Genomic DNA, 25,741 nt, shown 5'->3' on the forward strand with positions numbered 1-25,741 from the left:
CGTGAAGGCATGAGCATCGATCCGCGTGTCGCGCTTCAGTCTTTGACTGCCGCTTTGGAAGAGCACCTTGCAGCCGCCTCGGCCCGGCGCGGGGATGGTGACCCCTCAGTGGAGGCGGCATTCTTTGCAGTTGCCGATGCTTTCGAAGTCTATGAGGATGCCCTCTACGAGGCCTACAACGAAGTGACGCCGCTCCAGGTGTTCGATGACGAGGAAGACGAAGACGAAGACAGCGAAGTCGACGACGAGGATCTCGAAATCGTCGAAGAGTAGCCCGACGCGATTAGACCCGACGCGATTAGACCCGGCCCGATAAGATCCGGCGCGGTCGGAGCGAGGGCCCGGCTAGGCCAGGCTGCTGGAGACGTCCTCGAGGGCTCGTGCTATTTCCGCCGGCAGCGGCGTGAGCTGGGCGTCCAGGATTTCCTTGAGCTGGACCGGCGTGCGTGCGCCCACGATGGCGGTGGCCACTCCGTGCCGGGACAGCAGCCAGCTGAGCGCAACATCCAGGGAAGATCGCCCCAGGCCGCGGGCCGCCATGGCAACAGCCTCGACCACCTGCGACGCGGGCTGCTCAAGGTAGGGCTCCACGTACGTGGCCAGCCGCGTGCCCGCCGCCCTGGAATCGGCGGGCACATGACCGCGGTACTTGCCGGTAAGGACGCCGCGGCCCAGCGGCGCCCACGCCATCAGCCCCAAGCCCGCATCTTCGATGGCCGGCACCAGCTCCGCTTCGGGCTTGCGCCGCAGCAGCGAATACTCGGACTGGTTGGCCACGAGCGGGAACCCGGCGATCGCGGCGGCCTTGGCGGTCTGCCAGCCGTTGAAGTTGGAGATGCCCGCGTAGCGTGCCCTTCCGCTGCGGACGGCGAAGTCAAGGGCGGACAACGTTTCCTCGAGCGGGACGTTGGGGTCCCACGCCTGGGCGAGCCAGAGGTCAACGTAGTCGGTGCCGAGCCGCGCCAGGCTTGCGTCGAGGCCGGACAGCATCGCGTTCCGCGACGCGTCCACCCGCTGCCGCCCGTCCGACGGCGACACGCCCGCTTTGGTGCAGATGACCACTTCCGTGCGGGAGACGACGTCACCCAGCATGGCCCCGAGCATGGCTTCGGCCTGGCCGTCCGCGTAGGAGGCCGCAGTGTCCACGAGGGTTCCGCCCGCGTCCACGAAGGTGCGCAGCAGTTCCGAGGCATCCTGCTCGTCCGTTTCACGGGACCAGGACATGGTGCCCAGGGACAGGGACGAGGCGCGGAGCCCGCTGTTGCCGATGTAACGCTGCTGCATAGCAGCTAGCTTACGGGGAAACCACCCGCATCATGACGTAGGGTCTTACCGTGAACTGGATTGAAGCGGCCCTGCTGGGTCTTGTGCAGGGCCTGACCGAATTCCTCCCTATTTCATCAAGCGCCCACCTCCGGATTGTGGGCTCGTTCCTGCCGACTGAGGACCCCGGGGCGGCCTTCACGGCCATCACCCAGCTGGGCACCGAGACGGCCGTGATCGTTTACTTCTGGCGTGACATCGTGCGGATCATGAAGGCCTGGTTCGGATCGCTGTCAGGCCGCGTCTCCCGCCAGGACCCCGACGCCCGGATGGGCTGGCTGGTGATCCTTGGCAGCCTGCCCATCATCGTCCTGGGCCTGCTGTTCCAGGACCAGATCGAGTCCGTCCTGCGGAGCCTCTGGATCGTGGCCACCATGCTCATCGTCTTCGGCCTCATCCTGGCGGTTGCCGACGCCGTCGCCAAGCAGGACCGCGACCTCTCCCGGCTCACCTACAAGCACGGCATCCTGTACGGCTTCGCCCAGGCCATGGCCCTGATTCCCGGGGTTTCGCGCTCCGGCGGCACCATCACCGCGGGTCTCCTCATGGGCTACACACGCGAAGCCGCAGCCCGGTACTCATTCCTCCTCGCCATCCCTGCGGTTTTCGGCAGCGGCCTGTACCAGCTGTTCAAGGTGGTCAGCAAGGAGGGTGTGACCGGCCCGTACGGCCTGGGGGAGACGGCCCTGGCAACGGTGATCGCATTCGTTGTGGGCTACTTCATCATCGGCTGGTTCCTGAAGTTCATCTCAACGCGCAGCTACCGGCTGTTTGTCTGGTACCGCATCTTCCTGGGCCTCGCCCTGTACCTGCTGCTCGGTTTCAATGTCATCAGCGCCTAGCACTAGGCTTGGTCTGTGAAGTCCTGGATCTCCCGCCCCGTGCCTGTCCTGCCGGGGGAAATGCCCGCGCTCCGCTTGTTTGACACAACCTCAGGCCGTGCCGTGACGCTTAACGCCGATGGCGAAAAGTCGATGTATGTCTGCGGGATCACCCCGTATGACGCGACCCACATGGGTCACGCCGCCAGCTACGTCGCGTTCGACCTTCTGAACCGCGCCTGGCGCGACGGCGGCCAGCAGGTTGCGTACGTCCAGAACGTCACCGACGTCGACGACCCGCTGCTGGAGCGCGCAGAGGCTACCGGCGTCGACTGGCGCGAGCTGGCTGAGAGCCAGATCGAGCTTTTCCGCACTGACATGGAAGCCCTCAACGTCATTGCCCCCGACCATTACGTGGGCGCCGTCGAAGCCATGCCGCTGATTGTCCCTGCGATTGAGCGGCTCCTGCACCAGGGACTGGCTTACCGCGTCAGCGGCACCCCGGGCGAGCCCGACGGCGACGTCTACTACGACGTCGAGGCTGCCAGCAAACACGCCGTCGGCGTGGACGCCTGGACGCTCGGCGCAGTCTCCGGACTGCCGGAAGCCGAGATGCTGGAACTGTTTGCCGAACGGGGCGGCGACCCCGGCCGGGCAGGAAAGCGCCAGGCCCTCGACCCGCTGCTGTGGCGCGTGGCCCGCGACGGCGAGCCCAGCTGGCCCGGCGGCGAGCTGGGGGAGGGCCGCCCCGGCTGGCACATCGAGTGCACCGTCATCGCGCAGAGGTATCTCCCCGCTCCCTTCACCGTGCAGGGCGGCGGCTCGGACCTGGTCTTCCCGCACCATGAGATGGGTGCCGGGCACGCCTACTCGCTGTCCGGTGTTCCGCTCGCCGAGCATTTCGCGCACGCCGGCATGGTGGGCCTCGACGGCGAAAAGATGTCCAAGTCCAAGGGCAACCTGGTCCTCGTCTCCAAGCTGCGCGCTGCTGGCGAAGAACCCGCGGCCATCCGGCTGGCCATCCTGGCGCACCACTACCGGTCCGACTGGTCCTGGACGGCGGACGGCTTCGAAGAGGCTAAGGCACGCCTGGAACGCTGGCGCTCAGCGCTGGCCGCCGCGCCGGCCGGGACCGCCTCGGAACTGGTCGGGCAGATCCGCGAGGCGCTGGCCAACGATCTGGACGCCCCGTCAGCCCTGACCGCCGTTGACCGGTGGGCAGACGCTGCCCTTAACAGGGAAGCCCTTAACAACGCCGCCGTTAACAACACAGGCAGCGCGTCTGAAGCAGACCGGGCTTTGGTGCGCGACGCCGTCAACGCACTTCTCGGCGTCGAACTTTAATAGTCCGTTTCGACGGTTCCCTGCCAGTTAGACGTTCCGCAACGTCTGGCGGGCAGGGAACCGTCGAAACGGCGGGAGCCGCGGGCGTACTAAGCCCTAGGGCTTGTCTTTGCCCCGCCGCTTCAGGTAGCGCTCAAACTCGCGCGCTATGGATTCGCCGCTGGCCTCGGGCAGGTCAGCGGTGTCCTTCGCCTCCTCCAGTTGCCGGACGTACGCGGCAATTTCGGGATCCTCGGTGGCCAGTTCGTTGACGCCGCGCTCCCACGCCTCGGCCTCCTCGGCCAGCTCATGGGTGTCCAGCGGAACCTGGACCAGCTCCTCGATGCGGTGCAGCAGCGCCAGCTGTGCCTTGGGGGACGGCGCCTGGGCCACGTAGTGCGGCACCGCCGCCCAGAGGGAGACGGTGGGGATGCCGGCGAGCAGGGACACCTCCGACAAAACACCGACGATGCCCACGGGGCCTTCATACTGCGAGGCTTCGAGGTTGAGCCGCTCCCGCAGCGCGCCATCGTCAGTGGAGGTGCTGACCGGAATGGGGCGGCTGTGCGGCACATCCGCCAGCAGCGCTCCCACCAGGACCACGTAGTCCACGTGAAGCGCCTCAGCGTGGACCAGCAGTTCCGCAGTGTACGCGCGCCACTTATAGGACGGTTCGGTGCCCTGGATGAAAATCACATCCACGTTGGTGCCGGGGGCACTGGCCTTGTAAATGCGCGTGGACGGCCACTTGATCTTGCGTTCACCGGAGGCAGTGCGGCGGACGGTGGGCCGGGTGAACTGGAAGTCGTAGTACTCGTCGGCGTCGATCGACGCGACCTTCTTTCCGCCCCAGAGCTTATTCAGGTAACGGAGCGCATCACTGGCGGCTTCCCCCGCGTCATTCCATCCCTCGAACGCAGCCAGCATCACAGTAATGCGCTGACCTTCGGGAACAGGCTGCAGCAGCTGCTCCGTCTCAGGCGCGGTGCCCGGTTCGTTGGTGTCTCCGTCGAAGCTGTTCATCCCTTCACCCTACGTCCACAAGCATTGCTGTTGCATAGAACGAACCGCCGCAGATACCGACAAACCCCTCACCCCCGCCGTGCGGGGTAGCGGATATTCGCCGACGGCGTACGCCCGGGGTCCGCGGCGGGGCGCCGCCGGGCGGCCCGGTACAGTGGAAAGCATGGAATCTGCCGCCGCTCACCCCTCGCTCAAAGCCGTTTTATGGGACATGGACGGCACCATCGTTGACACAGAACCGTATTGGATCGAGGCCGAACACAACCTTGTTGAAGCGCACGGGGGGACGTGGTCGCACGAGCAGGCCATGCAGCTCGTGGGGCAGTCCCTGGTTCACTCGGCAGGCATCCTCCAGCGGGCCGGCGTGCGCCTGGAGAAGCGGGAAATCATTGACACCCTGATGGGCCAGGTCATCGCGAGGGTCCGGGAGAGCGTGCCGTGGCGTCCGGGGGCCCGGGAGCTGCTGGACGAACTTTTCCACGCCGGTGTGCGTTGTGCCCTTGTGACCATGTCAGAGGCACCGCTGGCCCGCGAGATTGTGGCGAGCCTTCCCCGGCCCTACTTCGAGTTCGTCGTTACCGGCGACGCCGTAACCAACGGCAAGCCGCACCCTGAGGCCTACCTGAAGGCAATGGACCTGCTGCGACAGCAGGATCCGCAGCTCACCGCTGACCACTGCATAGCCCTTGAGGACTCAGCCCCCGGTGCTGCTGCGGCCGTGGCATCTGGCGCCGTGACGGTTGCCGTTCCGCACCTGGTGCCGCTGCCTGACGACGCCCGGAGGACCACCTGGGATACGCTCGCGGACCGCTCGGTGTCCGAACTCGAGGAGCTGGTCAGGCTCCGCCTTGGTTCGCGCGAACCCGCGGCAGCTTTCGAGAACGTCAACTAAGGAGACTGGAACGTGTCTGATCCCGCGGGATCCGGTCAGCAGCCCCCGAACGTACAGCCGCCCAGCCGCCGGGAGGGCATCCCGCTCGGCAGGATCGCCGGCATTCCCATCATCCTGGCCTACTCCTGGTTCATCATCGCCGGCTTCACGGTGATCGTGTACGGACCGGTGCTGCAGCATGGCACGCCCTCACTGGGCATCGGGGCGTACTGGGTGGCCTTCGCCTACGCGCTGCTGCTCCTGCTGTCGGTGCTCGTCCATGAGCTCGCGCACGCGCTGACGGCCAAGATCTATGGCTGGCCCAGCGAGAAAATTGTGCTCAACCTTTGGGGCGGCCACACCCAGTTCGAAAGCTTCACCGCCACCCCCGGACGGTCAGTGCTCGTGGCCATGGCCGGTCCCGCCGCCAACTTTGTGCTCGCCGGGGCGGCCTGGCTGGTGATCTCCTCGGGCGGAATGTCCGGCGTGGCGGACACCCTCCTGAACATCTTCTTCTGGGCCAACCTCGTGATCGGCATCTTCAACGTGCTGCCCGGGCTGCCGCTGGACGGCGGCCGCCTGGTGGAATCCGCGGTCTGGAAGGCCACCGGAAGCCACGCCAAGGGCACCGTCGCGGCGGGCTGGGGCGGCCGCATCATCGTCATCGCCCTCGGCCTCTGGTTCGTTGTCCGTCCACTGCTCGGCGGGGACGTCCCGGACACCAGCATGCTGCTCATCACCATCCTGGTCGGCGGTTTCCTATGGATGGGCGCGTCAGCGTCAATCCAGCAGGGCCGCCTGCGCAGCCGGCTCCACCTGGTGAGCGCCGCCGCCCTGGCCGAACCCGCCGTCGGCCTTCCCGAAACCGGGAGCGTCAGCGACGTCCTGCACGTGTCGGCAGGCGGGCGGACCGCCGTCGTGCTCTGCGCCCCGGATGGCAGGCCCCACAGCGTGGTGGACCCCGCGGCCCTGGCCGCGGTTCCCGCAGCGGTCGCCGGCACCACCCCCGCCGGTGCGGTGGCCCACGCGCTCGGCGCCGGCGCCTACGTGCCGGAATGGTCCAAGGGCCAGGAACTGCTGCAATACCTGGCGCAGCTCGAAGGACACGACTACGCGGTGGTTGACCACAACGGCCGGGTCACCGGACTGCTGCGCCAGTCCACCGTGGTGACGGCCATAACAGGCAAGGCCCCCCGCTAAAACACGCGCCGGCACGGCCGGAACCGGTAGAGTTACGTGCCGGTCGTGAAATCGGCAGCGGACGCACGGCGCCCCGCCGGGCCGTCACGGTGCACGCCAAGAAAGCTTTCACAGGAGCGAGGACACAGTCATGAGCAGCGAATCTGCCGCCAACGGAACCAGCACGGGCCTTTCCTCCGGCACTGCAGCCGGGACCGCGGACCAGCCGGTCGGTGCTGCCCGGCGGCGCGGCCCCTTCCGCGAGGGCGAACGGGTCCAGCTGACGGACGAGCGCGGGCGCATGAACACCATCAGCCTCGAGGCCGGCGGAGCCTTCCACACCCACCGCGGCTTCCTCAACCACGATGAAATCATCGGCAAGGTGGACGGCTCGGTGGTGGTCAACAACGTCGGCCAGCAGTACCAGACGCTCCGCCCCCTGCTCTCCGACTTCGTCCTGTCCATGCCCCGCGGCGCTGCCGTGGTCTACCCCAAGGACGCCGGCCAGATCATCACCATGGCTGACATCTTCCCGGGAGCGCGCGTGGTGGAAGCGGGCGTGGGCTCAGGCGCACTCTCCATCTCGCTGCTGCGTGCAGTAGGGGACCAGGGCTACCTTCACTCCTTCGAACGCCGCGAGGAATTCGCGGCCATCGCCCGCGGCAACGTGGAGACGATCTTCGGCGGCCCGCACCCGGCCTGGCAGATCTCCCTCGGGGACTTCCAGGAGGAAGTGGTCCGCGCCGAAGAGCCCGGCTCCGTGGACCGCGTGGTCCTGGACATGCTGGCACCCTGGGAATGCCTCGATGCCGTGGCCACCGTCCTGGCACCTGGCGGCGTATGGATCAACTACGTCGCCACCGTCACCCAGCTCTCACGCACTGCTGAGGCCATCCGCGCCGACGGCCGCTTCACCGAACCGGACGCCTGGGAATCCATGGTTCGCGGCTGGCACCTTGAAGGACTCGCCGTGCGCCCCGACCACAGGATGGTCGCCCACACCGGATTCCTGCTGGTCACGCGGCGGCTCGCTGACGGCGTCACCGGCATCTCCGTCAAGCGGCGCCCCTCCAAGACCGAATTCGCCGAAGAGGACGTCAACGCCTGGACGCCCGGCGCTGTGGGCGAACGCCTGGTCTCGGACAAGAAGCTCCGCCGGGCCGCGCGGGACGCGATAGCCGGCACCAATGTGAAGGACGACCCGGAGATCACAAACTAGTCCGTATTTCGGATGTCGTCGGCTCTACCAGCCAACTTGGGGCTATGGTCTTAAGAGAAGCGCAGGAAGGGGCTGATGATCATGGAGACGCCAAACAATGACTCCGTGCCAACGCCGGCTGAACAGGCCGGCGCCAACGAACTGTCTGTCGCGGACCGGCAGGTCAATATCCTCAGGGACAAACTGAGGCATATCGACCGCCAACTGGCAGCTGCCACGCAGAACAACACCAAACTCGTGGCGATGCTGGAAACAGCCAAGGCCGAAATACTCCGGCTGAAGAACGCCCTGGACCAGGAGGGGCAGCCTCCGTACAGCTTCGGCACCATCCTCCAGCTGAACCCGCGGCGCCAGGCCGCCGGCAGCGGCCAGGCAGCCACCGAGGAATCGGTGGACATCTTCAACGCCGGGCGCAAAATGCGGGTTGGCATCAGCCCCCTGGTCAACATCAACCAGCTGGCCGCCGGCCAGGAGGTCCTCCTTAACGAGGCTCTCCTGGTGGTGGCCGGGCTCGGCTACGAGCGCGCGGGCGAACTCGTCACGCTCAAGGAACTGCTCGGCCCGGACCGTGCCCTGGTGCTGGGACGTGCCGATGAGGAGCGCGTCATCCGGCTCGCCGGCCCGCTCCTAAGCGAGAAGCTGCGGGTGGGCGACGCCCTCTCCATCGATTCCCGCACCGGGTACGCCCTCGAAAAGGTGCCGCGGTCCGAGGTCGAGAACCTTGTCCTGGAGGAAGTCCCGGACATTACCTACGAGGACATCGGCGGCCTGGGCCCGCAGATCGAACAGATCAGGGACGCCATCGAGCTGCCGTTCCTGCACCCGGACCTGTACCGGGAGCACGGACTCAAGGCGCCCAAGGGCATCCTGCTTTACGGCCCTCCGGGCTGCGGCAAGACCCTCATCGCCAAGGCGGTCGCAAACTCCCTGGCCGCGCGCGCCGCGGAACGCAGCGGAAACATCGACCTGAAGAGCTACTTCCTCAACATCAAGGGCCCCGAGCTCCTTGACAAGTACGTCGGCGAAACCGAACGCCACATCCGGCTGATCTTCTCCCGTGCCCGCGAAAAGGCCTCGGACGGCAGCCCCGTAGTGGTCTTCTTCGACGAGATGGACTCGCTCTTCCGCACCCGGGGCACGGGCATCTCCTCCGACGTCGAAACCACGATCGTGCCGCAGCTGCTGAGCGAGATCGACGGCGTGGAGCGGCTCGACAACGTGATTGTCATCGGCGCCTCCAACCGCGAGGACATGATCGATCCCGCCATCCTGCGCCCCGGCCGCCTGGACGTGAAGGTCAAGATCCAGCGCCCCGACGCCGAAGCCGCGGCGGACATCTTCAAGAAGTACATCACCCCGGACCTGCCGTTCCACGAGGACGACCTCGTGGAACACGACGGCGATGTCCACGAGACGGTGGACGCCATGATCCAGCGGACCGTGGAAGCCATGTACTCCACCGAGAAGTCCAACGAGTACCTTGAGGTCACCTACGCCAACGGCGACACCGAGATGCTGTACTTCAAGGACTTCAACTCCGGAGCCGTGGTCCAGAACGTCGTGGACCGGGCCAAGAAGTACGCCATCAAGGACCTCCTGACCACCCAGCAGAAGGGCCTGCGCATCGACCACCTGCTGCGGGCCGTCGTCGATGAGTTCCGCGAACACGAGGACATGCCCAACACCACCAACCCGGATGACTGGGCACGCATCTCCGGCAAGAAGGGTGAGCGCATCACGTACATCCGTACCATCGTGCAGGGCAAGGCCGGCCAGGAGCCCGGCAAGTCTATCGAGACCATGCCCAACACGGGCCAGTACCTGTGACGGCCGGCTCCGAATCAGCGCTGGGAGGTGGCCTGCCGGCCGGCGGCGCCATGCGGGTCATGGGGTCCGAAACCGAATACGGGATTCACGCGCCGGCCGCGCCGGGCGCCAATGCCACCATGATGTCCGCCCGGGTGGTCCAGGCGTACGCCCAGGTCACCCGGCTCCGGGCCGCCGGCGGCGCCGAAACCCGCTGGGACTACACGGACGAGGAACCGCTGCACGACGCCCGGGGCTGGACGCTTGAACGCGGCCAGGCCCACCCGAGCCAGCTGACGGACCAGCCGCCGGTCCTGGACGCCGAGGCCGTGGCGCTTGCCTACGGCCGGGAAGAGCTTGAGCTCGACGGCGAGGACGAGTCGGGCTCGCTGCTGATGAACATGGTGCTCGGCAACGGGGCACGGCTCTACGTGGACCACGCCCACCCCGAGTACTCGAGCCCGGAGGTCACCAACCCCGCGGCGGCGGTTGCCTGGGACGCGGCCGGGGACCTAGTAGGCCTGGCTGCGGTCCGCAGGCTCGCCAGCGACACGGAACTGCCCGCCGTCAACCTCTACAAGAACAACACCGACAACAAGTCCGTGTCCTACGGGTCGCACGAGAACTACCTCATGCCGCGGTCCGTGCCGTTCGGCGACATCGTTCGGGGGCTGACCCCGTTCTTCGTGTCGCGGCAGGTCATCTGCGGTTCGGGGCGGGTGGGCCAGGGCCAGGACAGCTCCCGGTCCGGCTACCAGATCAGCCAGCGGGCGGACTTCTTCGAGGCGGAGGTGGGACTTGAGACCACCATCCGGCGTCCCATCATCAACACCCGCGACGAGCCGCACGCGACGGCGGACAAGTACCGGCGGCTGCACGTCATCATCGGCGACGCCAACCTGAGCCAGGTGTCGAACTACCTGAAGTTCGGGACCACCGCCATGGTGCTGAGCCTGATCGAGGCGGGCCTCGCACCGCGGATCGAGGTCCACGAACCGGTGGCCGCGCTGCAGGCCATCAGCCACGACACCACCCTGGCCGCCAAGGTCAGGCTGCTGGACGGCCGCCGGGTGACGGCCCTGGATCTGCAGTGGATGTACCACGAGGCCGCCGCCAAGCTGGCACAGGACACCGGGGTAGGGGACGCCGTTGACGGCGACGGCCACACCCACGCCGTGCTGGAGCGGTGGGCCACCACCCTGACCCAGCTGGACAGCGACCGGGCCGCCGCCGCAACCTCGGTGGAGTGGCTGGCCAAGCTGTCCATCCTGGAGGGCTACCGCCAGCGCGACGGGCTCCAGTGGAATGACGCCCGGCTCGGCCTGGTGGATCTGCAGTGGGCCGACCTCCGGCCCGAAAAGGGGCTCTACTACCGGCTGCTGTCCCGGAACCGGATGCAGCGGATCGTGGACGACGCCGACATCGCCGCCGCGGTGACGGCACCGCCGTCGGACACCCGGGCGTACTTCCGCGGACGCTGCGTCAGCAGCTTCAGCAAGGACGTTGTGGGGGCCAGTTGGGACTCGGTGATCTTCGACGTGCCGGGCTACGGACGGCTGCAGCGCGTCCCCACCAGGGAGCCGCTGCGCGGCACCAAGGCACTGACCGGAGGGCTGTTTGAGAGGCACCGTGACGCCGGACCTTTCCTTGCCGAACTCCTCGGATCGGCACCGGCTCCGCCACCGGCATAATGCACCCCGCAAAGCCCCTTTGCGTGGCAATATGGGCATACAAGATGTCCTCCCGGAAATGGGGGACTGGATAAAGGAGAAGGACATGGCAGGCCAGGAGCAGCAGCAGCCGCAGCCACGCGACACCGAGGTCGAGGAAGAGGTCCCCGTACCGCCGGCGCCCGCAGATGGTCAGGCATCCGCCTCGACGCAGGGTGTTGACGATCTCCTTGACGAGATCGACGGCGTCCTGGAGTCCAACGCGGAGGAATTCGTCCGGGCATTCGTGCAAAAGGGCGGCCAGTAGACCGGCAGCGACACCACCCGCACCGGGCACGGAGGCCAGAGGTACCGGACAGCCGCTGAATTATCACGTTGAAGGAGTGCACCAGTGCAGGAGACAACAGCCAACAAGGTAGCCGCCCACGCGACGTCGTCGTTCACTGAGCATCTCCAACGCGACCGTCCGGAACTGCTTCCCCAATACGCGCCATTGGCTACGGGCATGTCCGCCGGCCAGCCGCCCGCCGTGCCCCACGCCACCACCATTGTGGCCATGACCTACGCCGGCGGCATCGTCATGGCCGGTGACCGCCGGGCCACCATGGGCAACATCATCGCCAGCCGGCACATCGAAAAAGTCTTTCCCGCCGACCAGTACTCAGTAGTCGGCATCGCCGGCACTGCAGGCATCGCGATTGACCTGACCCGCCTGTTCCAGGTGGAGCTGGAACACTACGAGAAGATCGAGGGAACCCCGCTGAGCCTGGAGGGCAAGGCGAACCGTCTCGGCGCCATGATCCGGGGCAACCTGCCGATGGCACTGCAGGGCCTGGCCGTGGTGCCGCTGTTCGCAGGCTTTGACGCTGCCGCCGGAGCGGGGCGGCTCTTCTCCTACGATGTGACCGGCGGCCGCTACGAGGAACAGGAACACCATGCCGTAGGCTCCGGGTCAATGTTCGCCCGCGGCGCACTGAAGAAGCTTTGGCGGCCCAACCTGCCCGAGGACGAAGCCATAGCCGTGGCCGTCGAATCCCTCTATGACGCAGCCGACGACGACTCCGCCACCGGCGGCCCCGACCCCGTGCGGCAGCTGTGGCCCGTGGTGTACGCCGTCAACCGGGCAGGAGCCCGGCGGGTCTCCGAACGGGAACTCGCCGCCATGGCCGGAAACATCATCGAGTCCAGGGCAGCTGCCCGGCGGGAGGCCTGATATGACACAGCAGTTCTATGTCTCTCCCGAACAGCTGATGAAGGACCGTGCGGATTTCGCACGGAAAGGCATCGCCCGCGGCCGGTCCGTGATTGTGGTCAGCTGCGAGGACGGGATCGCGCTGGTGGCGGAGAACCCGTCACCGTCGCTGCACAAGATCGGCGAAATCTACGACAAGATCGCCTTCGCCGCCGTCGGGAAGTACAACGAATTCGAGAGCCTCCGCCAGGCCGGGGTGCGCTACGCCGACGTCCGCGGCTACTCGTACGACCGCGAGGACGTCACGGCCAGGGGACTGGCAAGCGTGTACGCCCAGAGCCTGGGCGCCGTCTTCACCGCGGAGCAGAAGCCGTTCGAGGTGGAATTGGCTGTGGCCGAAGTCGGGGCCAGCCAGGACCTCGACCACCTCTACCGCCTCACGTTCGACGGCTCGATCGCGGACGAGCATAACTTCATTGTGATGGGCGGCCAGGCGGACAAGGTGTCCGGGGCGATCGAAGGCGGCTGGCAGCGCGACCTGTCGTTCGCGGCGGCGATCCGGCTCGCCGCCAGGGGACTCGTGACCGACAACGAGGCAGCCGACCTGCCCGCCAAGGCCTTGGAAGTGGCGGTGCTGGACCGCAGTTCGGAAAGCAACAGGGGGACGCGGAGGGCTTTCCGCAGATTGTCCGACCAGGACGTTGTGGAACTGCTGGCTGAGGAGAGCTGACATGGACAAGAGGATCTTCGGCATTGAAACCGAATTCGGGATTTCCTATTCGAGCCCGGACTCCCGGCCCCTCGCCCCGGAGGAAGTAGCCCGCTACCTGTTCCGCAAGGTGGTCAGCTGGGGACGGTCCTCCAACGTGTTCCTCACCAACGGGTCCCGCCTGTACCTCGACGTGGGCTCGCACCCGGAATACGCCACGGCGGAATGCGACGACCTCGCCCAGCTGATCGCCCACGACCGCGCCGGGGAGCTCATCCTCGATGACCTCGTGGACGAGGCCCAGTCCCGGCTCGCGGCCGAGGGCTTCAACGGCACGGTGTACCTGTTCAAGAACAACACCGACTCCGCCGGCAACTCCTACGGCAGCCACGAGAACTATCTCATTCCCCGCCGCGGCGAATTCACCCGGCTGGCAGAGATCCTCATTCCGTTCCTCGTTACACGCCAGCTCATCGCCGGCGCGGGCAAGATCCTGAAGACGCCGCACGGGGCTACCTACGCGTTTTCACAGCGGGCGGACCACATCTGGGAAGGCGTGTCCTCGGCCACCACCCGTTCCCGGCCCATCATCAACACCCGCGACGAGCCGCATGCCGATGCCGAGTTCTACCGCCGGCTGCATGTGATCGTCGGCGACTCGAACATGTCCGAGACCACGGCGTTACTCAAGGTGGGCACCGTAGACCTCATCCTGCGGATGATCGAGGCAGGCGTGATCATGCGGGACATGCGGATGGAGAACCCCATCCGCAGCATCCGGGAGATCTCCCATGACCTGAGCGGCCGCGCACTGGTCCGGCTCGCCAACGGCCGCCAGCTCACCGCGCTGGAGATCCAGCAGGAGTACCTGACCAAAGTCACTGCCTTCGTCGAGGAAAACGGCGCCCACAATCCGCACGTCCCGCTGATCCTGGACCTGTGGGGGCGGACGCTGCGCGCCATCGAAAGCGGCGACGCCAGCACCATCGACACCGAGATTGACTGGGCCATCAAGAAGAAGCTGATGGACAGCTACCGCAGGCGCCACGGCCTGGGCCTGGACGCCCCGCGGATCGCGCAGCTGGACCTCACCTACCACGACATCTCCCGCTCCCGCGGCCTGTACTACCTGCTCCAGTCCCGTGGCGCTGTCCGCCGCGTCACCGACGAGACCGCCATCAAGGACGCCGTGGACGCGCCGCCGCAGACCACCCGGGCCAAACTGCGGGGCGACTTCGTCCGCAAGGCGCAGGAATTGGGCCGTGACTACACGGTGGACTGGGTCCATCTCAAGCTCAACGACCGCGCCCACCAGACCATTCTGTGCAAAGACCCGTTCCGCAACGTTGACGAGCGGGTTGATGCCCTGCTGGACTCTATGGGCTGATACCCAGCTTTTCGCGTTACTCTGGAAGAGGCCGTTCTGCGGCCCTGACTGCCTTGCCGTGTGCAGCACCGCCACCGGCAGGGCATCCATCTTGCCCCGACGAAAGTTCTTACGTGCGCCGACTACTAGCAATCCTTCTTCCCGCGCTGCTTCTGCTGACCGCCTGTGGTGGCCAGGAGCCGGCAGCCCCGGAACCGACCAGCCAGTCCGCGGGTGAGACCGCCAAGCTCGACTCGCTCAAGCTGACGGACAAGGGGGACAAGAAAGCCCCGGGCGTCGAGTTCACCAAGCCCCTCGAGGTTACCGAACCCACCGTCAAGGTTGTCACCGAAGGCAGCGGCGACCGTGTGAAGGCCAACCAGATCGCCGAGATCTCGGTTCTGAGAATAAATGCCAAGGACGGCTCCACCATCGACGACGGCTTCGCCAAGGACCCACAGTCCTTCGAGCTGAGCGATGAAGTCAAAACCAGCAGTCCCATAATTTACAACGCATTCGTGGGCGCCAAGGTGGGCTCCCAGCTCGCCCTGGTCGCTCCGGGGCAAGCCGCCACCCAAGGTGCCGCCGCCCAGCCGTCCCAGCTCCTGATCATCAAGGTGCTTTCGGCCAAGGATGCACCCAAGGCCCTGGACAAGCCCGAAGGCGATCCCGTCACTCCGCCGGCAGGCCTGCCGACCGTCACCGAGAAGGACGGCATCCCGGAGATCTCGGTGAAGGGCGTTGCAGCCCCCAAGAAGCTCATTGCCCAGGACCTGATTAAGGGCAAGGGTGCCGCCGTCAAGGCGACCAACACCCTGACCGTCAACTACGTCGGCGTGGCCCTTGCCAGCGGCAAGAAGTTCGACTCCAGCTTTGACCGCAAGGAGCCGGCATCGTTCGCGCTGAACCAGGTCATCAAGGGCTGGACCCAGGGCCTGACGGGCAAGACCGTCGGATCGCGCGTCCTGCTCGTAATCCCCAAGGACCTCGCTTATGGCGACTCCGGCCAGGGTGACGCCAAGGGCGACCTCGTGTTCGTCGTCGACATCCTCGGCGCCAAGTAACAACCCCTGATTCGCACAAAAGCAGAGTTTCCACCAGCAGAAGGAGCAACCATGTCATTTGGCCAGCGCAAGCTCGACCGCGAAAAGCCGGAAATCGACTTCCCCGAAGGCCCGGTGCCCACGGAACTCGTTATCACGGACATCATTGAGGGCGACGGCCCCGAGGCCAAGGCCGGCGACACCGTGTCCACGCACTACGTCGGCGTGGCCTGGTCCACCGGCGAAGAGTTCGACGCCTCCTGGGGCCGCGGCGCACCGCTGGACTTCCGGGTCGGCGTCGGCCAGGTCATCCAGGGCTGGGACCAGGGGCTGCTCGGCATGAAGGTGGGCGGACGCCGCCGCCTGGAGATCCCCTCGGAGCTGGCCTACGGCTCACGCGGTGCCGGTGGGGCCATCGGCCCGAACGAGGCACTCATCTTCGTCGTGGACCTGGTGGGCGTCCGCTAGTCCCCACCGGCTCCCTGCCCTCGCAAGTCCGCACCGGCTCCCTGCCCTCGCAAGCTCGGGCTGGGGCCCTCGCCGGCGTGGGCCCACCACCGGCTGCCCCGGCCACTAAAACTGCGCAAGCGCGGTAACAATCGGAAGCATTTTCCGGATTGTTGCCGCGCTTTCGCGTTTTTGCCGGAACGGCTTTAGTAACGTAACGAGGGTGTCCGCCCAACGTACTGAACGCCTGCTGAACCTCCTGATCGCACTGCTGAACTCGCGGTACGGCCTGCGCCGCAGTGAGCTGCGGGAAAAGATCTACGCGGGCGGTGCGGCCAGCGACGCGGCCTTCGGCCGGATGTTCGAACGTGACAAGAACGACCTTCGCGACTTCGGTTTCGACGTCGAGACGGTCACGGACCTGGGCTGGAGTTCGGACGATCCCGGCACCACCCGGTACCGGATCGGCAAGGAATCCAACCGCCTGCCGGACGTGGAGCTGAGCCCGGACGAGTGGACAGTCCTGCTGCTGGCTTCCCAGCTCTGGGAGCAGGCGGCACTGGGCACGGCCGCGGGCAACGCACTCCGCAAGCTCCAGGCGGCGGGCGGCCTGGCCGACGTCGAACTTCCCGCCGGCGTGCAGCCGCGCATCAAGCCCGCCGGCCAGGCGTTTGAGGACCTCGTGGCCGCCATGCACGCCGAGCACGCCGTCCGCTTCCACTACCTCGCCGGCAGCACGGGCCGGGAAGAGGAACGCACCGTTGAACCGTGGGGCCTGGGCAGCCGCTTCGGCCAGTGGTACCTCGTCGGGTTCGACCGGAGCCGCGGCGCCAAACGCTTCTTCCGGCTGTCACGCTTCACGTCGGCCGTCACCATTCTGGACAGGGAGCCCTTCACGCCGCCCGCCGGCTTCAACGTCCGTGCCGAGCTGAACAGCCTGCCGGAGCTTCCGCTCAGCACCGCCGTCGTGGACGTCCGCAGCGGCAAGCTGCTGGGGCTGCGCAAGCGCGCCGCCGGGGCCGCTACGGCCGACCCTACGTCCGCCGGCTCGGATCCGGCCACGGACTCGGAAGAAGACACGGCCGCGGAGGCCGACGCCGGCTGGGACCGGCTCACCGTTCCCTACCGTGACGCCGAGGTGCTCGGGGAGGAACTCGCCTCCTACGGGCCGAACGTCAGGGTGGTGGGCCCCGCGGAGCTTTCCGCTGCCGTGCAGCGCCGCCTGGCTTCTGCCGCCGCCTTCGTTGACGCTCCGGTGCCGCGCTATTCGTTTGCGCATGCAGGGACGGGAAAGCGGACCCGGAAACGTACCTCGGAGGACCAGCTCAAGCGGATGCTGCAGCTGGTGCCGTTCCTGGTCCGCAACCAGGGCCTGCCCATCGAGGAGGTCGCCGACCGGTTCGGGGTGACCCGGCAGGAGCTGGAGGGCGATCTGCTGATCCTGATCTGTTCCGGCCTCCCGCAGGGGTACCCGGACGAGCTGCTGGACATCCAGTGGGAGGAAGGCCACGTTTTCATCAGCCAGTCCATGGAGCTGAACCGGCCGGTCCGTTTCACCGTGGACGAGGCCTGCGCCCTGCTCACGGGCCTCGAGACCCTGAACGGCCTCCCGGAACTGGCTGAGGGAAGTGCCCTGGACTCGGTGACGCTCAAGCTGATGGCTGCTGCGGGGGAGGAGGGGCTCCGTGCCGCTGCCCTGTCCGGGCCGGAGGTGGGACCTGCCAACTCGGCCAACCTCGAGGTCATCCGCGACGCGATTGAATCCGGGTCCCAGCTGCACCTCGTCTACCTTTCCGCGCAGAAGGACACCTATTCGGAGCGGGACGTGGATCCGCTCCGCCTCTATTCCATGGACAACACGTGGTACTTCGAGGCCTACTGCCATTCGGCGGCCGGGCTCCGGAATTTCCGGCTGGACCGGATCGAGGACCTCACCCCGACCGGCAAGCCGGTCTCGTCCGCAATAAAGCCCGACGGCGGGTTCCCGGCAAAGCTGTTCACCGCCAACGACGACGACACTCTGGTCACCGTCCAGCTCACCGCCCGCGGTGCCGGGCTCGCGGACGACTACTATGCCGAGCGGACGGCACCGCTGCCCGACGGCGGCCTGGTGGCGGATATCCGGTTCGGCAATACGGCATGGCTGCCCATGTTTGTTGCCCAGCACGGCGGAACGGCACGGATCCTGGAACCTGAGGGGCTGGCCCGTGCCTCGCGGGACTGGATCGAGGCGGCCCTGGCGCTGTACAACGGCTAGCCAATACGCCAGCTAGACTACTCAGCATGCCTTGGTGGTCCTGGATCCTTATTTGGGTGGCACTTGTGTCGCTGTCCCTGTTGTTCTTCGTGCTCATGGGTGTCCGCCTGTTCCGCCAGTTCATGGCGACGGTCAAGGAGCTCGGTGAAGCGGGGGACAAGCTCACCAGCCTTCCGGTTTCCGCTGCAGCGTTCGCAGGCGCCCATGAGGCGGCGACTCATTCCGCCGTCGTCGGGGTTGCACCGGGAACGGCCCCTTTTGCCTCGCCGCACCAGATGCGCCATGATTACCACGCATCCAAAGAGGCCCGCAGGGAGGCCCGGCGTCAGCGCCGGGTCCGCCGGAAGGCCGAACGGGGCCAGCCCCAGTCGCTGCGCGACATCGAATTCAGATAAACGTAGGATGTTACTAAACGAAAGGAACACCCACCATGAGGCTTGAAGGCTGGCATCTCATCATCATCATCGTCCTGGCTTTGGTGCTCTTCGCTGCACCGAAGCTCCCCGGCATGGCCCGGAGCCTCGGCCAGTCGATGCGCATTTTCAAGTCGGAGGTCCGCGAGATGAAGAAGGACGGCGCCCCGGAAGCCAAGGACGGCTCCGATCCTGTTGAAGGCACCGTCGTCAACCACCCGCGTTCCGCCACGACGGAAAACCGTCCTGCCGACGGAAACGACGTTCCGCCCCCCAACCGCGCCTAAGATTACGTGGCACTAACCATGAGTCGTCGCTCCAATCCTGAGGGACGGATGGCTCTGCTGGACCATCTGCGCGAACTCAGGAACAGGCTGTTCAAGTCCGCTATTGCCGTTGTGCTCGCCACCGTTGCGGGTTTCATGGTCTACCAGCCCATGCTCACTGCCCTGATCAAGCCGATCCGGGACCTGAACAACAATGCGGGCCGCCAGGCGTCCCTCAACTTCGACGGCGTGGCGAGCTCGTTCGACCTCATGATCCAGGTGTCCGTCTTCCTGGGCGTCATCCTGGCCAGTCCGGTGTGGCTGTACCAGCTCTGGGCCTTCATCGTGCCAGGCCTGCACAAGAAGGAGCGCCGGCTGGCATTGTCCTTCGTGGCGGCCGCCGTACCGCTCTTTGTCGGCGGCGTCACGATGGCCTGGCTCGTCCTGCCCAACGCCGTCCGGGTCCTCACAGAATTCACCCCGTCCGGCGGGTCCAACTTCATCAGCGCCCAGGTCTACCTGTCCTTTGTCTTGCGGCTGCTGCTGGCCTTCGGCATCGCCTTCCTGCTCCCGGTGGTCCTGGTCGGGCTGAACCTCGCCGGGCTCCTGCGGGGGGACCAGCTCCTCAAGAGCTGGCGCGTCACGGTGTTCCTCGTCTGCCTGTTTGCCGCCATGGCGGCCCCCGGCGCTGACGCCATGAGCATGTTCTACCTCGCCACTCCCATGCTGGTGCTCTTCTTTGCGGCCATCGGCCTGTGCGTGCTGAACGACCGCCGCCGTGCGCGCCGGGCAGAGAAGCGGGCCGCTGAGACCGAGGCCACAGCCGATATCGCGACTCCGGGCAGTGAGCTGAAGAATCTCTAGCTACGCCCCCATTAGGCTTGAGGCATGTCCACCACCACTCCGTCGCCCTCCGAACGGTACCGCGCCAGCGCCGAACGGGCCGTGGAAGCAAAGACCCACCTGGGCGCATTCGCCCGCACACTGAGCTTTGAACTGGATGACTTCCAGCGCCAGGCGTGCAAATCCCTCCAGGAGGGCCGCGGGGTCCTGGTGGCCGCGCCCACCGGCGCCGGTAAGACCATCGTGGGCGAGTTCGCCGTGTACCTGGCGCTTCAGCGCGGGCTGAAGGCCTTCTACACCACGCCCATCAAGGCGCTCAGCAACCAGAAATTCACCGAGTTGACGGAGAAGTACGGCGAGCAGAACGTCGGACTCCTGACCGGCGACACCAGCATCAACGGCGACGCGCCCGTGGTGGTCATGACCACCGAGGTCCTGCGCAACATGCTCTACGCCGACTCCGACACCCTGTTCGACCTGGGTTTTGTGGTCATGGACGAGGTCCACTACCTGGCCGACCGCTTCCGCGGTGCAGTCTGGGAGGAAGTCATCATCCACCTGCCCAGCGAGGTGCAGGTCGCGTCCCTCAGCGCCACAGTCTCCAACGCAGAGGAGTTCGGCGCCTGGCTGGACACCGTGCGCGGCGACACGGATGTCATCGTCTCCGAACACCGTCCCGTCCCGCTCTGGCAGCACGTCATGGTGGGCAGGGACATCGTGGATCTGTTCGCGGGCGAGACCACCTTCGACGAAATCGCCCCGGCCGGCAACTCCGCCACGGCCTCGGCGGTGCCATCTGCGCCTTCGCCGGTGGACGCCGTCCAGCGGGGCTTCGAGGTCAACCCGGAGCTGCTGACGCTCTCCAGGTCAGAAAGCCAGCTCAATTTCCAGGGCCGCTTCGGCCACGGCGGCCGGAGCCAGCGGCGGCAGCAGCGCCAGCGCTACGGCGACAGGCCACAGCAGGAAACCCGCACCGCGGTGCGGCGGGCAAGCAGGCCGCAGGTCATTGCCAGCCTGGACCGGCAGGACCTGCTGCCCGCCATCACTTTCATCTTCTCCCGGGCCGGCTGTGACGCCGCCGTCGCCCAGTGCGTGGCGTCCGGGCTATGGCTCACCACTGAGCGGGAGCAGCACATCATCGCCCAGCGGGTGGACGAGGCGGGCCAGGACATCCCGTCCGACGACCTCGAAGTACTGGGCTTCTGGACCTGGCGCGACGGGCTCCTGCGCGGCATCGCTGCCCACCACGCCGGCATGCTTCCCACGTTCAAGGAAGTGGTTGAAAAGCTTTTTGCCGACGGCCTGGTGAAGGCGGTCTTCGCCACCGAGACGCTGGCCCTCGGCGTCAACATGCCGGCCCGTTCCGTGGTGCTGGAGAAGCTGGACAAGTTCAACGGCGAAGCCCACGTGGATATCACGGCGGGGGAGTACACCCAGCTCACCGGCAGGGCGGGCCGGCGCGGCATCGACGTCGAAGGCCATGCCGTGGTCCTGTGGCAGCCGGGCACGGATCCGGCTGCGGTGGCCGGCCTGGCCTCCCGCCGGACATATCCGCTGAATTCGAGCTTCCAGCCAACCTACAACATGAGCATCAACCTGCTCGCCCAGTTCGGCCGGCCCAGGGCCCGGGAAATCCTGGAGTCCTCCTTCGCCCAGTTCCAGGCTGACCGGTCCGTGGTGGGGCTGGCCCGGCAGGTCCGCGGCCGCGAGGAATCGCTGGCCGGCTACGCCACGTCGATGACGTGCCATCTGGGCGACTTCACCGAGTACGCCCGGCTGCGGCGGGAACTTTCCGACGCCGAGAATTTCAGTTCGCGCAGCAAGTCACGGGCCCGCAAGTCGCTCAACGAAGACTCCCTGAGCCGTCTCCTGCCGGGCGACGTTGTGGATGTCCCGGCAGGCAGGGCCCCTGGTTTTGCCGTGGTGCTGAGCTCAGACCACAGCTCCCGCGAACCCCGGCCTGCGGTCCTGACGCTGGAAAGCCAGCTGCGCCGGATAGGCGTCGACGACCTTGAGGGGCCCATTGCGCCGCTGACCCGGATCAGGATCCCCAAGTCCTTCAACGCCAAGGTCCCCAAGTCGCGGCGGGACCTGGCTTCGTCCGTCCGGAACGCACTGCGGGAGAACCGGCCGCCGGCGCGGGGAAGCAGCCGCAACAACGACTTCGGGCTGGGCTCTGCCTCGCAAAACCAGGAGAAGAAAATCGCCGACCTGCGGCGTGACCTGCGAGCCCACCCCTGCCACGGCTGCAGCGAACGCGAGGACCACGCCCGGTGGTCCGAACGCTGGTGGAAGCTCCGCAAGGAAACCGATGGTCTGGTCCGCCAGATCCAGGGCCGCACCAACACCATTGCCAAGACCTTCGACCGGGTCTGCGATGTCCTTTCGGCCTATGGCTACCTTGAATCCACGGAGGACGGGCAGCACCGCATCAGCACCGACGGCCAGCGGCTGCGCCGGATCTACGGCGAGAAGGATCTGCTGATTTCGCAGGCCCTGCGGCAAGGCGCCTTCGATGACCTGGATGCGGTGGAGGTGGCGTCGTTCGCCAGCGTGCTGGTGTACCAGGCCAAACGGGAGGACCGCGGCCTGCGGCCCCGCATGCCCAGCGTTTCGCTGGAGACCGCCGTGGATATCGTGGTCCGCGAGTGGTCGGCACTGGAGGACGTGGAGGAACAGAACAAGCTCCCGCTCACCGGCGAGCCTGAGCTGGGTCTGGTCTGGCCCATGTACAAGTGGGCCCGCGGCCGGCATCTGCAGGAGGTGCTCAGCGGTTCCGATCTTGCGGCTGGCGACTTTGTCCGCTGGGTGAAGCAGGTGATCGACCTGCTGCACCAGCTGGCCAAGATTCCCGGCCTGGACCCCCGGCTGGCCCGGCTCTGCGCCGAAGCCATCAGGCTGATCAGGCGGGGCGTCGTCGCCTACTCCACCGTGGGCTGACCGCCTGTCGTCCACGCCCCTCCGCATTGAACATGTCAGTACCCAATACCCCGTTTGAAATCTCCAAGGAGCGCCTCCATGGCCGATGCCCCCGCCCGCCCGCAGGAAGGAACCCGACCGTCAAAGGTCACGCTGTACCGCAACGGTTCCGTCTACACCGCGGCTGATCCCTTCGCCACGGCCATGCTCGTGGACGGCGACACGATCGCGTGGGTTGGCTCGGAACAGGCTGCCACCTCGATCGCCGACAGCTCCATGGACGTCATCGACCTTCGCGGCGCCCTCGTGGCCCCGGGTTTTGTTGATTCCCACGCCCACCTGACCGAGACCGGCATCGCCTTGGACTCGCTGCAGCTGGGCGGTGTCCGGTCGGCGCGCGAGCTGCTGGACGCCGTCGCGGCCTCGGGCGGAGGCGGCCCGGTGCTGGGGCACGGCTGGGATGAGTCGCTCTGGGACGATCCCACGCTCCCGGACGCCGGAGAGCTGGAGCGGGCAGCCGCCGGCCGTCCGGTATATCTTTCCCGGGTTGATGTGCATTCAGCCCTCGTATCGCCGTCACTCGTGGCCAGTGCCGGGCTGGCGGAGCTGGACGGCTACGCGCCTGGCGGCCATGTCAGGCGCCAGGCTCACACTGCTGCCCGGCAGGCCACCCGCCGGCTGCCGGCCGGAGCGCTCAAGGAATACCAGAGGCGTGCGCTGGATGAGGCTGCGGCCAACGGATATGTGGCGCTGGCCGAAATGGGCGCCCCGAAAATCAGCAGCGTCGACGACCTCCGGCTGGCCGCCGGATGGAATGACGCGGCAGGCTCCCGCCCCGCGCCGGAGGTGTTGCCGTACTGGGGGCAATTGACGCCGACGGCCGCCGATGCCGAGGCGCTGCTCGCAGAGCTAGGGGTCCGCGTCCGCGGATTTGCCGGGGACCTGAACATTGACGGATCGATCGGCTCGCGCACGGCGTCCCTGCGGGAACCCTATGCGGATGCCCCGGGGGAAACCGGCACTGCCTATCTTTCCGTAGCCGAGGCAGCCGCGCATCTGGCAGCGTGCTCCGAGCTGGGCATCCAGGGCGGATTCCACGTCATTGGCGACGCCGGCCTCGATGCGGCCCTGCAGGCCCTCGAGGAAGCGGCCGCTGAGGTGGGGGAGCAGCGGGTCCGGGCCGCCGGGCACCGCTTGGAGCACGTAGAAATGGCCGACGCCGAGGCCATCGCCCGCTTGGCGAAGTACTCAGTGACGGTCAGCGCGCAGCCTGCGTTCGACGCCGCGTGGGGCGGCCCGGGCCGGCTGTACGAGCAGCGCCTCGGTTCCCGCAGCCGGGGCATGAACCCGTTTGCCTCGTTCTATTCGGCCGGCGTGCCCATCTGTTTCGGCAGCGACAGCCCGGTGACGCCGCTCCGTCCCTGGTCCAGCGTGCGGGCGTGCCTAGAGCACCACAATATTGACCAGCGGATCTCTGCCCGCGCAGCATTCCTCGGACACACGCGGGCCGGCTGGCGCGCCGCCCGCTACGAAAACCCCATGGCGGGCCAGCTGGTACCGGGCGCACCCGCAACCTTCGCCGTCTGGGAGGTGGATGAGCTCATGGTCCAGGTGGCCGACAACAGGGTCCAGTCCTGGAGCACGGACCCCCGAGCCCGCACGCCGCTGCTGCCCGCGCTGGACACCGGCAATGATCCCCGGTGCCTGCAGACCGTGAGGAACGGGCTGGAGCTGTTCTCCGCAGATGCCCTCCGGGCCTGACCTTCAACAGGCTTAATTCGGCGACACATAGCGCCCGGCCATGCCGGGATTAAGTGCGAAAACACGCCCCTGACCTGCGACGATACGTGAACGGGCAGGTCAGGGGGCTGTTGACAGCCCCCAGCCAGTCCGTAGCATTGAGCTTCCGGGGGCGGGTCCAAAGCGCAGCAGAAAACAGTTCCTCCATCCGCTTATCGCGGCATCAGGAACTGGCCCGTGGCGCGTGGACCCGCCCGTGGCGGAGCCGGATCCCGGCCACCGCTTGCCGCCAGCCAGGCGCGAACGGAAATGTGCGGCCCCGGCACCGCCTCTGCCGCCGGGCAACACAGCCCGACCCGGCACTGGGGTCCGCGCCGCCTGCTGCGCGGAGAGGAAGCTGCGCGGACGCAAGCGCTCCGCGGGCCCCGTATAATAGGGAGTTGCGCTTTGCGAGCCGGCGTTCTCGTCAGGCTCCCGCGTGCTGACCGCTCCCATCCAGGAAAGGCCTCCCTGTGCGTGTCCTCACCATCATCCCCACATACAACGAGCTGGAGTCGCTTCCCAAGACTCTGGGACGCCTCCGCGCCGCCGTGCCGGCTTCAGACGTCCTCGTTGTGGACGACAACAGCCCTGACGGCACCGGGCAGCTGGCGGACAGCATTGCTGCCGGGGACAGCCAGGTCCACGTCCTGCACCGGAAGGGCAAGGAAGGCCTGGGTGCCGCCTACATCGCGGGCTTCAGGTGGGGCCTGGACGCGGGCTACGACGTCCTGGTGGAAATGGACGCCGACGGATCGCACCAGCCCGAGCAGCTGCCCTCCCTCCTGGAGGCCGTGGACCAGGGCGCAGACCTCGCCATGGGTTCCCGCTGGGTGAAGGGCGGAAGCGTCGTGAACTGGCCACTGTACCGGCAGGCGATTTCCCGGACCGGAAGCACGTACGCGCGCATCATGCTCGGCCTCAAGATCAAGGACGTGACCGGCGGTTATCGCGCGTTCCGGCGGACGACGCTGGAGAAGCTGAACCTGGACCAGGTCGATTCCGTGGGTTACGGCTTCCAGGTGGACCTTGCATGGCGCGTCGCGAAGATGGGGCTGAACATCGTGGAGCGGCCCATCACCTTCGTGGAGCGCGAACTAGGGGCTTCCAAGATGAGCGGCAACATCGTGGTGGAGGCCATGATTAACGTGACGAAGTGGGGCCTCACCGCCCGCTGGAAGAAGCTGACCGGCAGGAGCTCCCGCGTCTAGCGGGACATAAAGCCGAAAACACGAAAGGCCGGTTCCGCTGCATCCATGGATGCAGCGGAAC

Annotated in this window: 23 protein-coding genes; 21 read left to right on the forward strand and 2 right to left on the reverse strand. The window is 66.8% G+C overall.

The annotated features are described in order from the left end of the window. The first annotated feature begins 9 nt into the window (after positions 1-9). Positions 10-273 carry a hypothetical protein gene (locus ACFQ50_RS18035; protein WP_377997016.1) on the forward strand — a complete coding sequence of 88 codons (264 nt, stop codon included), beginning with the start codon at positions 10-12 and terminating at the stop codon, positions 271-273. Positions 274-345: 72 nt separating this feature from the next. Here ACFQ50_RS18035 and ACFQ50_RS18040 read toward each other — a convergent pair whose 3' ends face one another. Next, on the reverse strand, positions 346-1,284 hold the full coding sequence (locus tag ACFQ50_RS18040) for an aldo/keto reductase (protein ID WP_377997017.1): 939 nt from the start codon (positions 1,282-1,284) through the stop codon (positions 346-348). A gap of 50 nt (positions 1,285-1,334) precedes the next feature. Here ACFQ50_RS18040 and ACFQ50_RS18045 point away from each other — a divergent pair, with 50 nt between their 5' ends. Next, positions 1,335-2,165, forward strand: coding sequence for an undecaprenyl-diphosphate phosphatase (locus ACFQ50_RS18045; RefSeq protein ID WP_377997018.1), 831 nt, complete (start codon positions 1,335-1,337; stop codon positions 2,163-2,165). A gap of 15 nt (positions 2,166-2,180) precedes the next feature. Continuing rightward, positions 2,181-3,488 carry a cysteine--1-D-myo-inosityl 2-amino-2-deoxy-alpha-D-glucopyranoside ligase gene (gene mshC / locus ACFQ50_RS18050; protein ID WP_377997019.1) on the forward strand — a complete coding sequence of 436 codons (1,308 nt, stop codon included), beginning with the start codon at positions 2,181-2,183 and terminating at the stop codon, positions 3,486-3,488. Between the two features lie 96 nt (positions 3,489-3,584). Here the strand turns inward: mshC and ACFQ50_RS18055 are convergent, their stop codons facing one another. After that, positions 3,585-4,490, reverse strand: a complete 906-nt coding sequence (locus tag ACFQ50_RS18055) for a PAC2 family protein (protein WP_377997020.1) — start codon at positions 4,488-4,490, stop codon at positions 3,585-3,587. Positions 4,491-4,653: 163 nt separating this feature from the next. Between ACFQ50_RS18055 and ACFQ50_RS18060 the strand changes: the two genes are divergently transcribed. The 18 genes from ACFQ50_RS18060 to ACFQ50_RS18145 all read left to right on the forward strand — a co-directional run bounded on the left by ACFQ50_RS18060 (position 4,654) and on the right by ACFQ50_RS18145 (position 25,680). Continuing rightward, on the forward strand, positions 4,654-5,382 hold the full coding sequence (locus ACFQ50_RS18060) for an HAD family hydrolase (protein ID WP_377997021.1): 729 nt from the start codon (positions 4,654-4,656) through the stop codon (positions 5,380-5,382). A 12-nt stretch (positions 5,383-5,394) separates the two neighbouring features. After that, the gene (locus ACFQ50_RS18065) at positions 5,395-6,561 is read left to right on the forward strand and encodes a site-2 protease family protein (protein WP_377997022.1); all 1,167 of its coding nucleotides are present in this window, start codon (positions 5,395-5,397) and stop codon (positions 6,559-6,561) included. Positions 6,562-6,691: 130 nt separating this feature from the next. After that, on the forward strand, positions 6,692-7,759 hold the full coding sequence (locus tag ACFQ50_RS18070; protein ID WP_377997023.1) for a tRNA (adenine-N1)-methyltransferase: 1,068 nt from the start codon (positions 6,692-6,694) through the stop codon (positions 7,757-7,759). An 81-nt stretch (positions 7,760-7,840) separates the two neighbouring features. Then, positions 7,841-9,586 (forward strand): proteasome ATPase, encoded by a 1,746-nt coding sequence (arc, locus tag ACFQ50_RS18075; RefSeq protein ID WP_377997024.1) that lies wholly within the window; start codon positions 7,841-7,843, stop codon positions 9,584-9,586. 50 nt (positions 9,587-9,636) lie between these two features. Continuing rightward, complete coding sequence (dop, locus tag ACFQ50_RS18080; RefSeq protein ID WP_377997034.1) at positions 9,637-11,256, forward strand: depupylase/deamidase Dop; 1,620 nt, start codon at positions 9,637-9,639, stop codon at positions 11,254-11,256. Between the two features lie 85 nt (positions 11,257-11,341). Next, positions 11,342-11,542 (forward strand): ubiquitin-like protein Pup, encoded by a 201-nt coding sequence (locus ACFQ50_RS18085; RefSeq protein ID WP_331568735.1) that lies wholly within the window; start codon positions 11,342-11,344, stop codon positions 11,540-11,542. 84 nt (positions 11,543-11,626) lie between these two features. Then, entirely contained in the window at positions 11,627-12,448 is an 822-nt protein-coding gene (gene prcB / locus ACFQ50_RS18090; RefSeq protein ID WP_377997025.1) for a proteasome subunit beta, read from the forward strand. Between the two features lies 1 nt (position 12,449). Continuing rightward, entirely contained in the window at positions 12,450-13,157 is a 708-nt protein-coding gene (prcA, locus tag ACFQ50_RS18095; RefSeq protein ID WP_377997026.1) for a proteasome subunit alpha, read from the forward strand. Position 13,158: 1 nt separating this feature from the next. Then, a complete protein-coding gene (gene pafA, locus ACFQ50_RS18100; RefSeq protein WP_377997027.1) occupies positions 13,159-14,523 on the forward strand; it encodes a Pup--protein ligase in 1,365 nt (454 codons plus the stop codon). 113 nt (positions 14,524-14,636) lie between these two features. Next, on the forward strand, positions 14,637-15,566 hold the full coding sequence (locus tag ACFQ50_RS18105; protein WP_377997028.1) for an FKBP-type peptidyl-prolyl cis-trans isomerase: 930 nt from the start codon (positions 14,637-14,639) through the stop codon (positions 15,564-15,566). 51 nt (positions 15,567-15,617) lie between these two features. Continuing rightward, positions 15,618-16,013, forward strand: coding sequence for an FKBP-type peptidyl-prolyl cis-trans isomerase (locus ACFQ50_RS18110; protein WP_307102959.1), 396 nt, complete (start codon positions 15,618-15,620; stop codon positions 16,011-16,013). A 202-nt stretch (positions 16,014-16,215) separates the two neighbouring features. Then, on the forward strand, positions 16,216-18,249 hold the full coding sequence (locus ACFQ50_RS18115) for a helix-turn-helix transcriptional regulator (protein ID WP_377997029.1): 2,034 nt from the start codon (positions 16,216-16,218) through the stop codon (positions 18,247-18,249). 26 nt (positions 18,250-18,275) lie between these two features. Then, positions 18,276-18,644: a hypothetical protein gene (locus ACFQ50_RS18120; RefSeq protein WP_377997030.1), complete on the forward strand. Its 369-nt coding sequence runs from the start codon at positions 18,276-18,278 to the stop codon at positions 18,642-18,644. A gap of 35 nt (positions 18,645-18,679) precedes the next feature. Beyond that, on the forward strand, positions 18,680-18,949 hold the full coding sequence (gene tatA, locus ACFQ50_RS18125; protein WP_377951068.1) for a Sec-independent protein translocase subunit TatA: 270 nt from the start codon (positions 18,680-18,682) through the stop codon (positions 18,947-18,949). A 48-nt stretch (positions 18,950-18,997) separates the two neighbouring features. After that, entirely contained in the window at positions 18,998-19,792 is a 795-nt protein-coding gene (tatC, locus tag ACFQ50_RS18130; protein ID WP_377997035.1) for a twin-arginine translocase subunit TatC, read from the forward strand. Positions 19,793-19,816: 24 nt separating this feature from the next. Then, on the forward strand, positions 19,817-22,711 hold the full coding sequence (locus tag ACFQ50_RS18135) for a DEAD/DEAH box helicase (protein ID WP_377997031.1): 2,895 nt from the start codon (positions 19,817-19,819) through the stop codon (positions 22,709-22,711). A gap of 78 nt (positions 22,712-22,789) precedes the next feature. Next, a complete protein-coding gene (locus ACFQ50_RS18140) occupies positions 22,790-24,451 on the forward strand; it encodes an amidohydrolase (protein ID WP_377997032.1) in 1,662 nt (553 codons plus the stop codon). 491 nt (positions 24,452-24,942) lie between these two features. Further along, positions 24,943-25,680 carry a polyprenol monophosphomannose synthase gene (locus tag ACFQ50_RS18145; RefSeq protein ID WP_377997033.1) on the forward strand — a complete coding sequence of 246 codons (738 nt, stop codon included), beginning with the start codon at positions 24,943-24,945 and terminating at the stop codon, positions 25,678-25,680. Positions 25,681-25,741 lie beyond the last annotated feature (61 nt).

The organism is Arthrobacter sp. NPDC056493 (assembly GCF_042795115.1).
Classification (GTDB): Bacteria; Actinomycetota; Actinomycetes; order Actinomycetales; family Micrococcaceae; genus Arthrobacter.

Bases quoted from the DNA above. Each gene is read 5' to 3' on its own strand.
- ACFQ50_RS18110 (WP_307102959.1), top strand. From the start codon at position 15,618: ATGTCATTTGGCCAGCGCAAGCTCGACCGCGAAAAGCCGGAAATCGAC.
- tatA (WP_377951068.1), top strand. From the start codon at position 18,680: ATGAGGCTTGAAGGCTGGCATCTCATCATCATCATCGTCCTGGCTTTG.
- ACFQ50_RS18060 (WP_377997021.1), top strand. From the start codon at position 4,654: ATGGAATCTGCCGCCGCTCACCCCTCGCTCAAAGCCGTTTTATGGGAC.
- pafA (WP_377997027.1), top strand. From the start codon at position 13,159: ATGGACAAGAGGATCTTCGGCATTGAAACCGAATTCGGGATTTCCTAT.
- ACFQ50_RS18070 (WP_377997023.1), top strand. From the start codon at position 6,692: ATGAGCAGCGAATCTGCCGCCAACGGAACCAGCACGGGCCTTTCCTCC.
- arc (WP_377997024.1), top strand. From the start codon at position 7,841: ATGGAGACGCCAAACAATGACTCCGTGCCAACGCCGGCTGAACAGGCC.
- ACFQ50_RS18140 (WP_377997032.1), top strand. From the start codon at position 22,790: ATGGCCGATGCCCCCGCCCGCCCGCAGGAAGGAACCCGACCGTCAAAG.
- ACFQ50_RS18135 (WP_377997031.1), top strand. From the start codon at position 19,817: ATGTCCACCACCACTCCGTCGCCCTCCGAACGGTACCGCGCCAGCGCC.
- prcA (WP_377997026.1), top strand. From the start codon at position 12,450: ATGACACAGCAGTTCTATGTCTCTCCCGAACAGCTGATGAAGGACCGT.
- ACFQ50_RS18055 (WP_377997020.1), bottom strand. From the start codon at position 4,490: ATGAACAGCTTCGACGGAGACACCAACGAACCGGGCACCGCGCCTGAG.
- ACFQ50_RS18120 (WP_377997030.1), top strand. From the start codon at position 18,276: ATGCCTTGGTGGTCCTGGATCCTTATTTGGGTGGCACTTGTGTCGCTG.
- tatC (WP_377997035.1), top strand. From the start codon at position 18,998: ATGGCTCTGCTGGACCATCTGCGCGAACTCAGGAACAGGCTGTTCAAG.
- ACFQ50_RS18035 (WP_377997016.1), top strand. From the start codon at position 10: ATGAGCATCGATCCGCGTGTCGCGCTTCAGTCTTTGACTGCCGCTTTG.
- ACFQ50_RS18040 (WP_377997017.1), bottom strand. From the start codon at position 1,284: ATGCAGCAGCGTTACATCGGCAACAGCGGGCTCCGCGCCTCGTCCCTG.
- dop (WP_377997034.1), top strand. From the start codon at position 9,637: ATGCGGGTCATGGGGTCCGAAACCGAATACGGGATTCACGCGCCGGCC.
- ACFQ50_RS18085 (WP_331568735.1), top strand. From the start codon at position 11,342: ATGGCAGGCCAGGAGCAGCAGCAGCCGCAGCCACGCGACACCGAGGTC.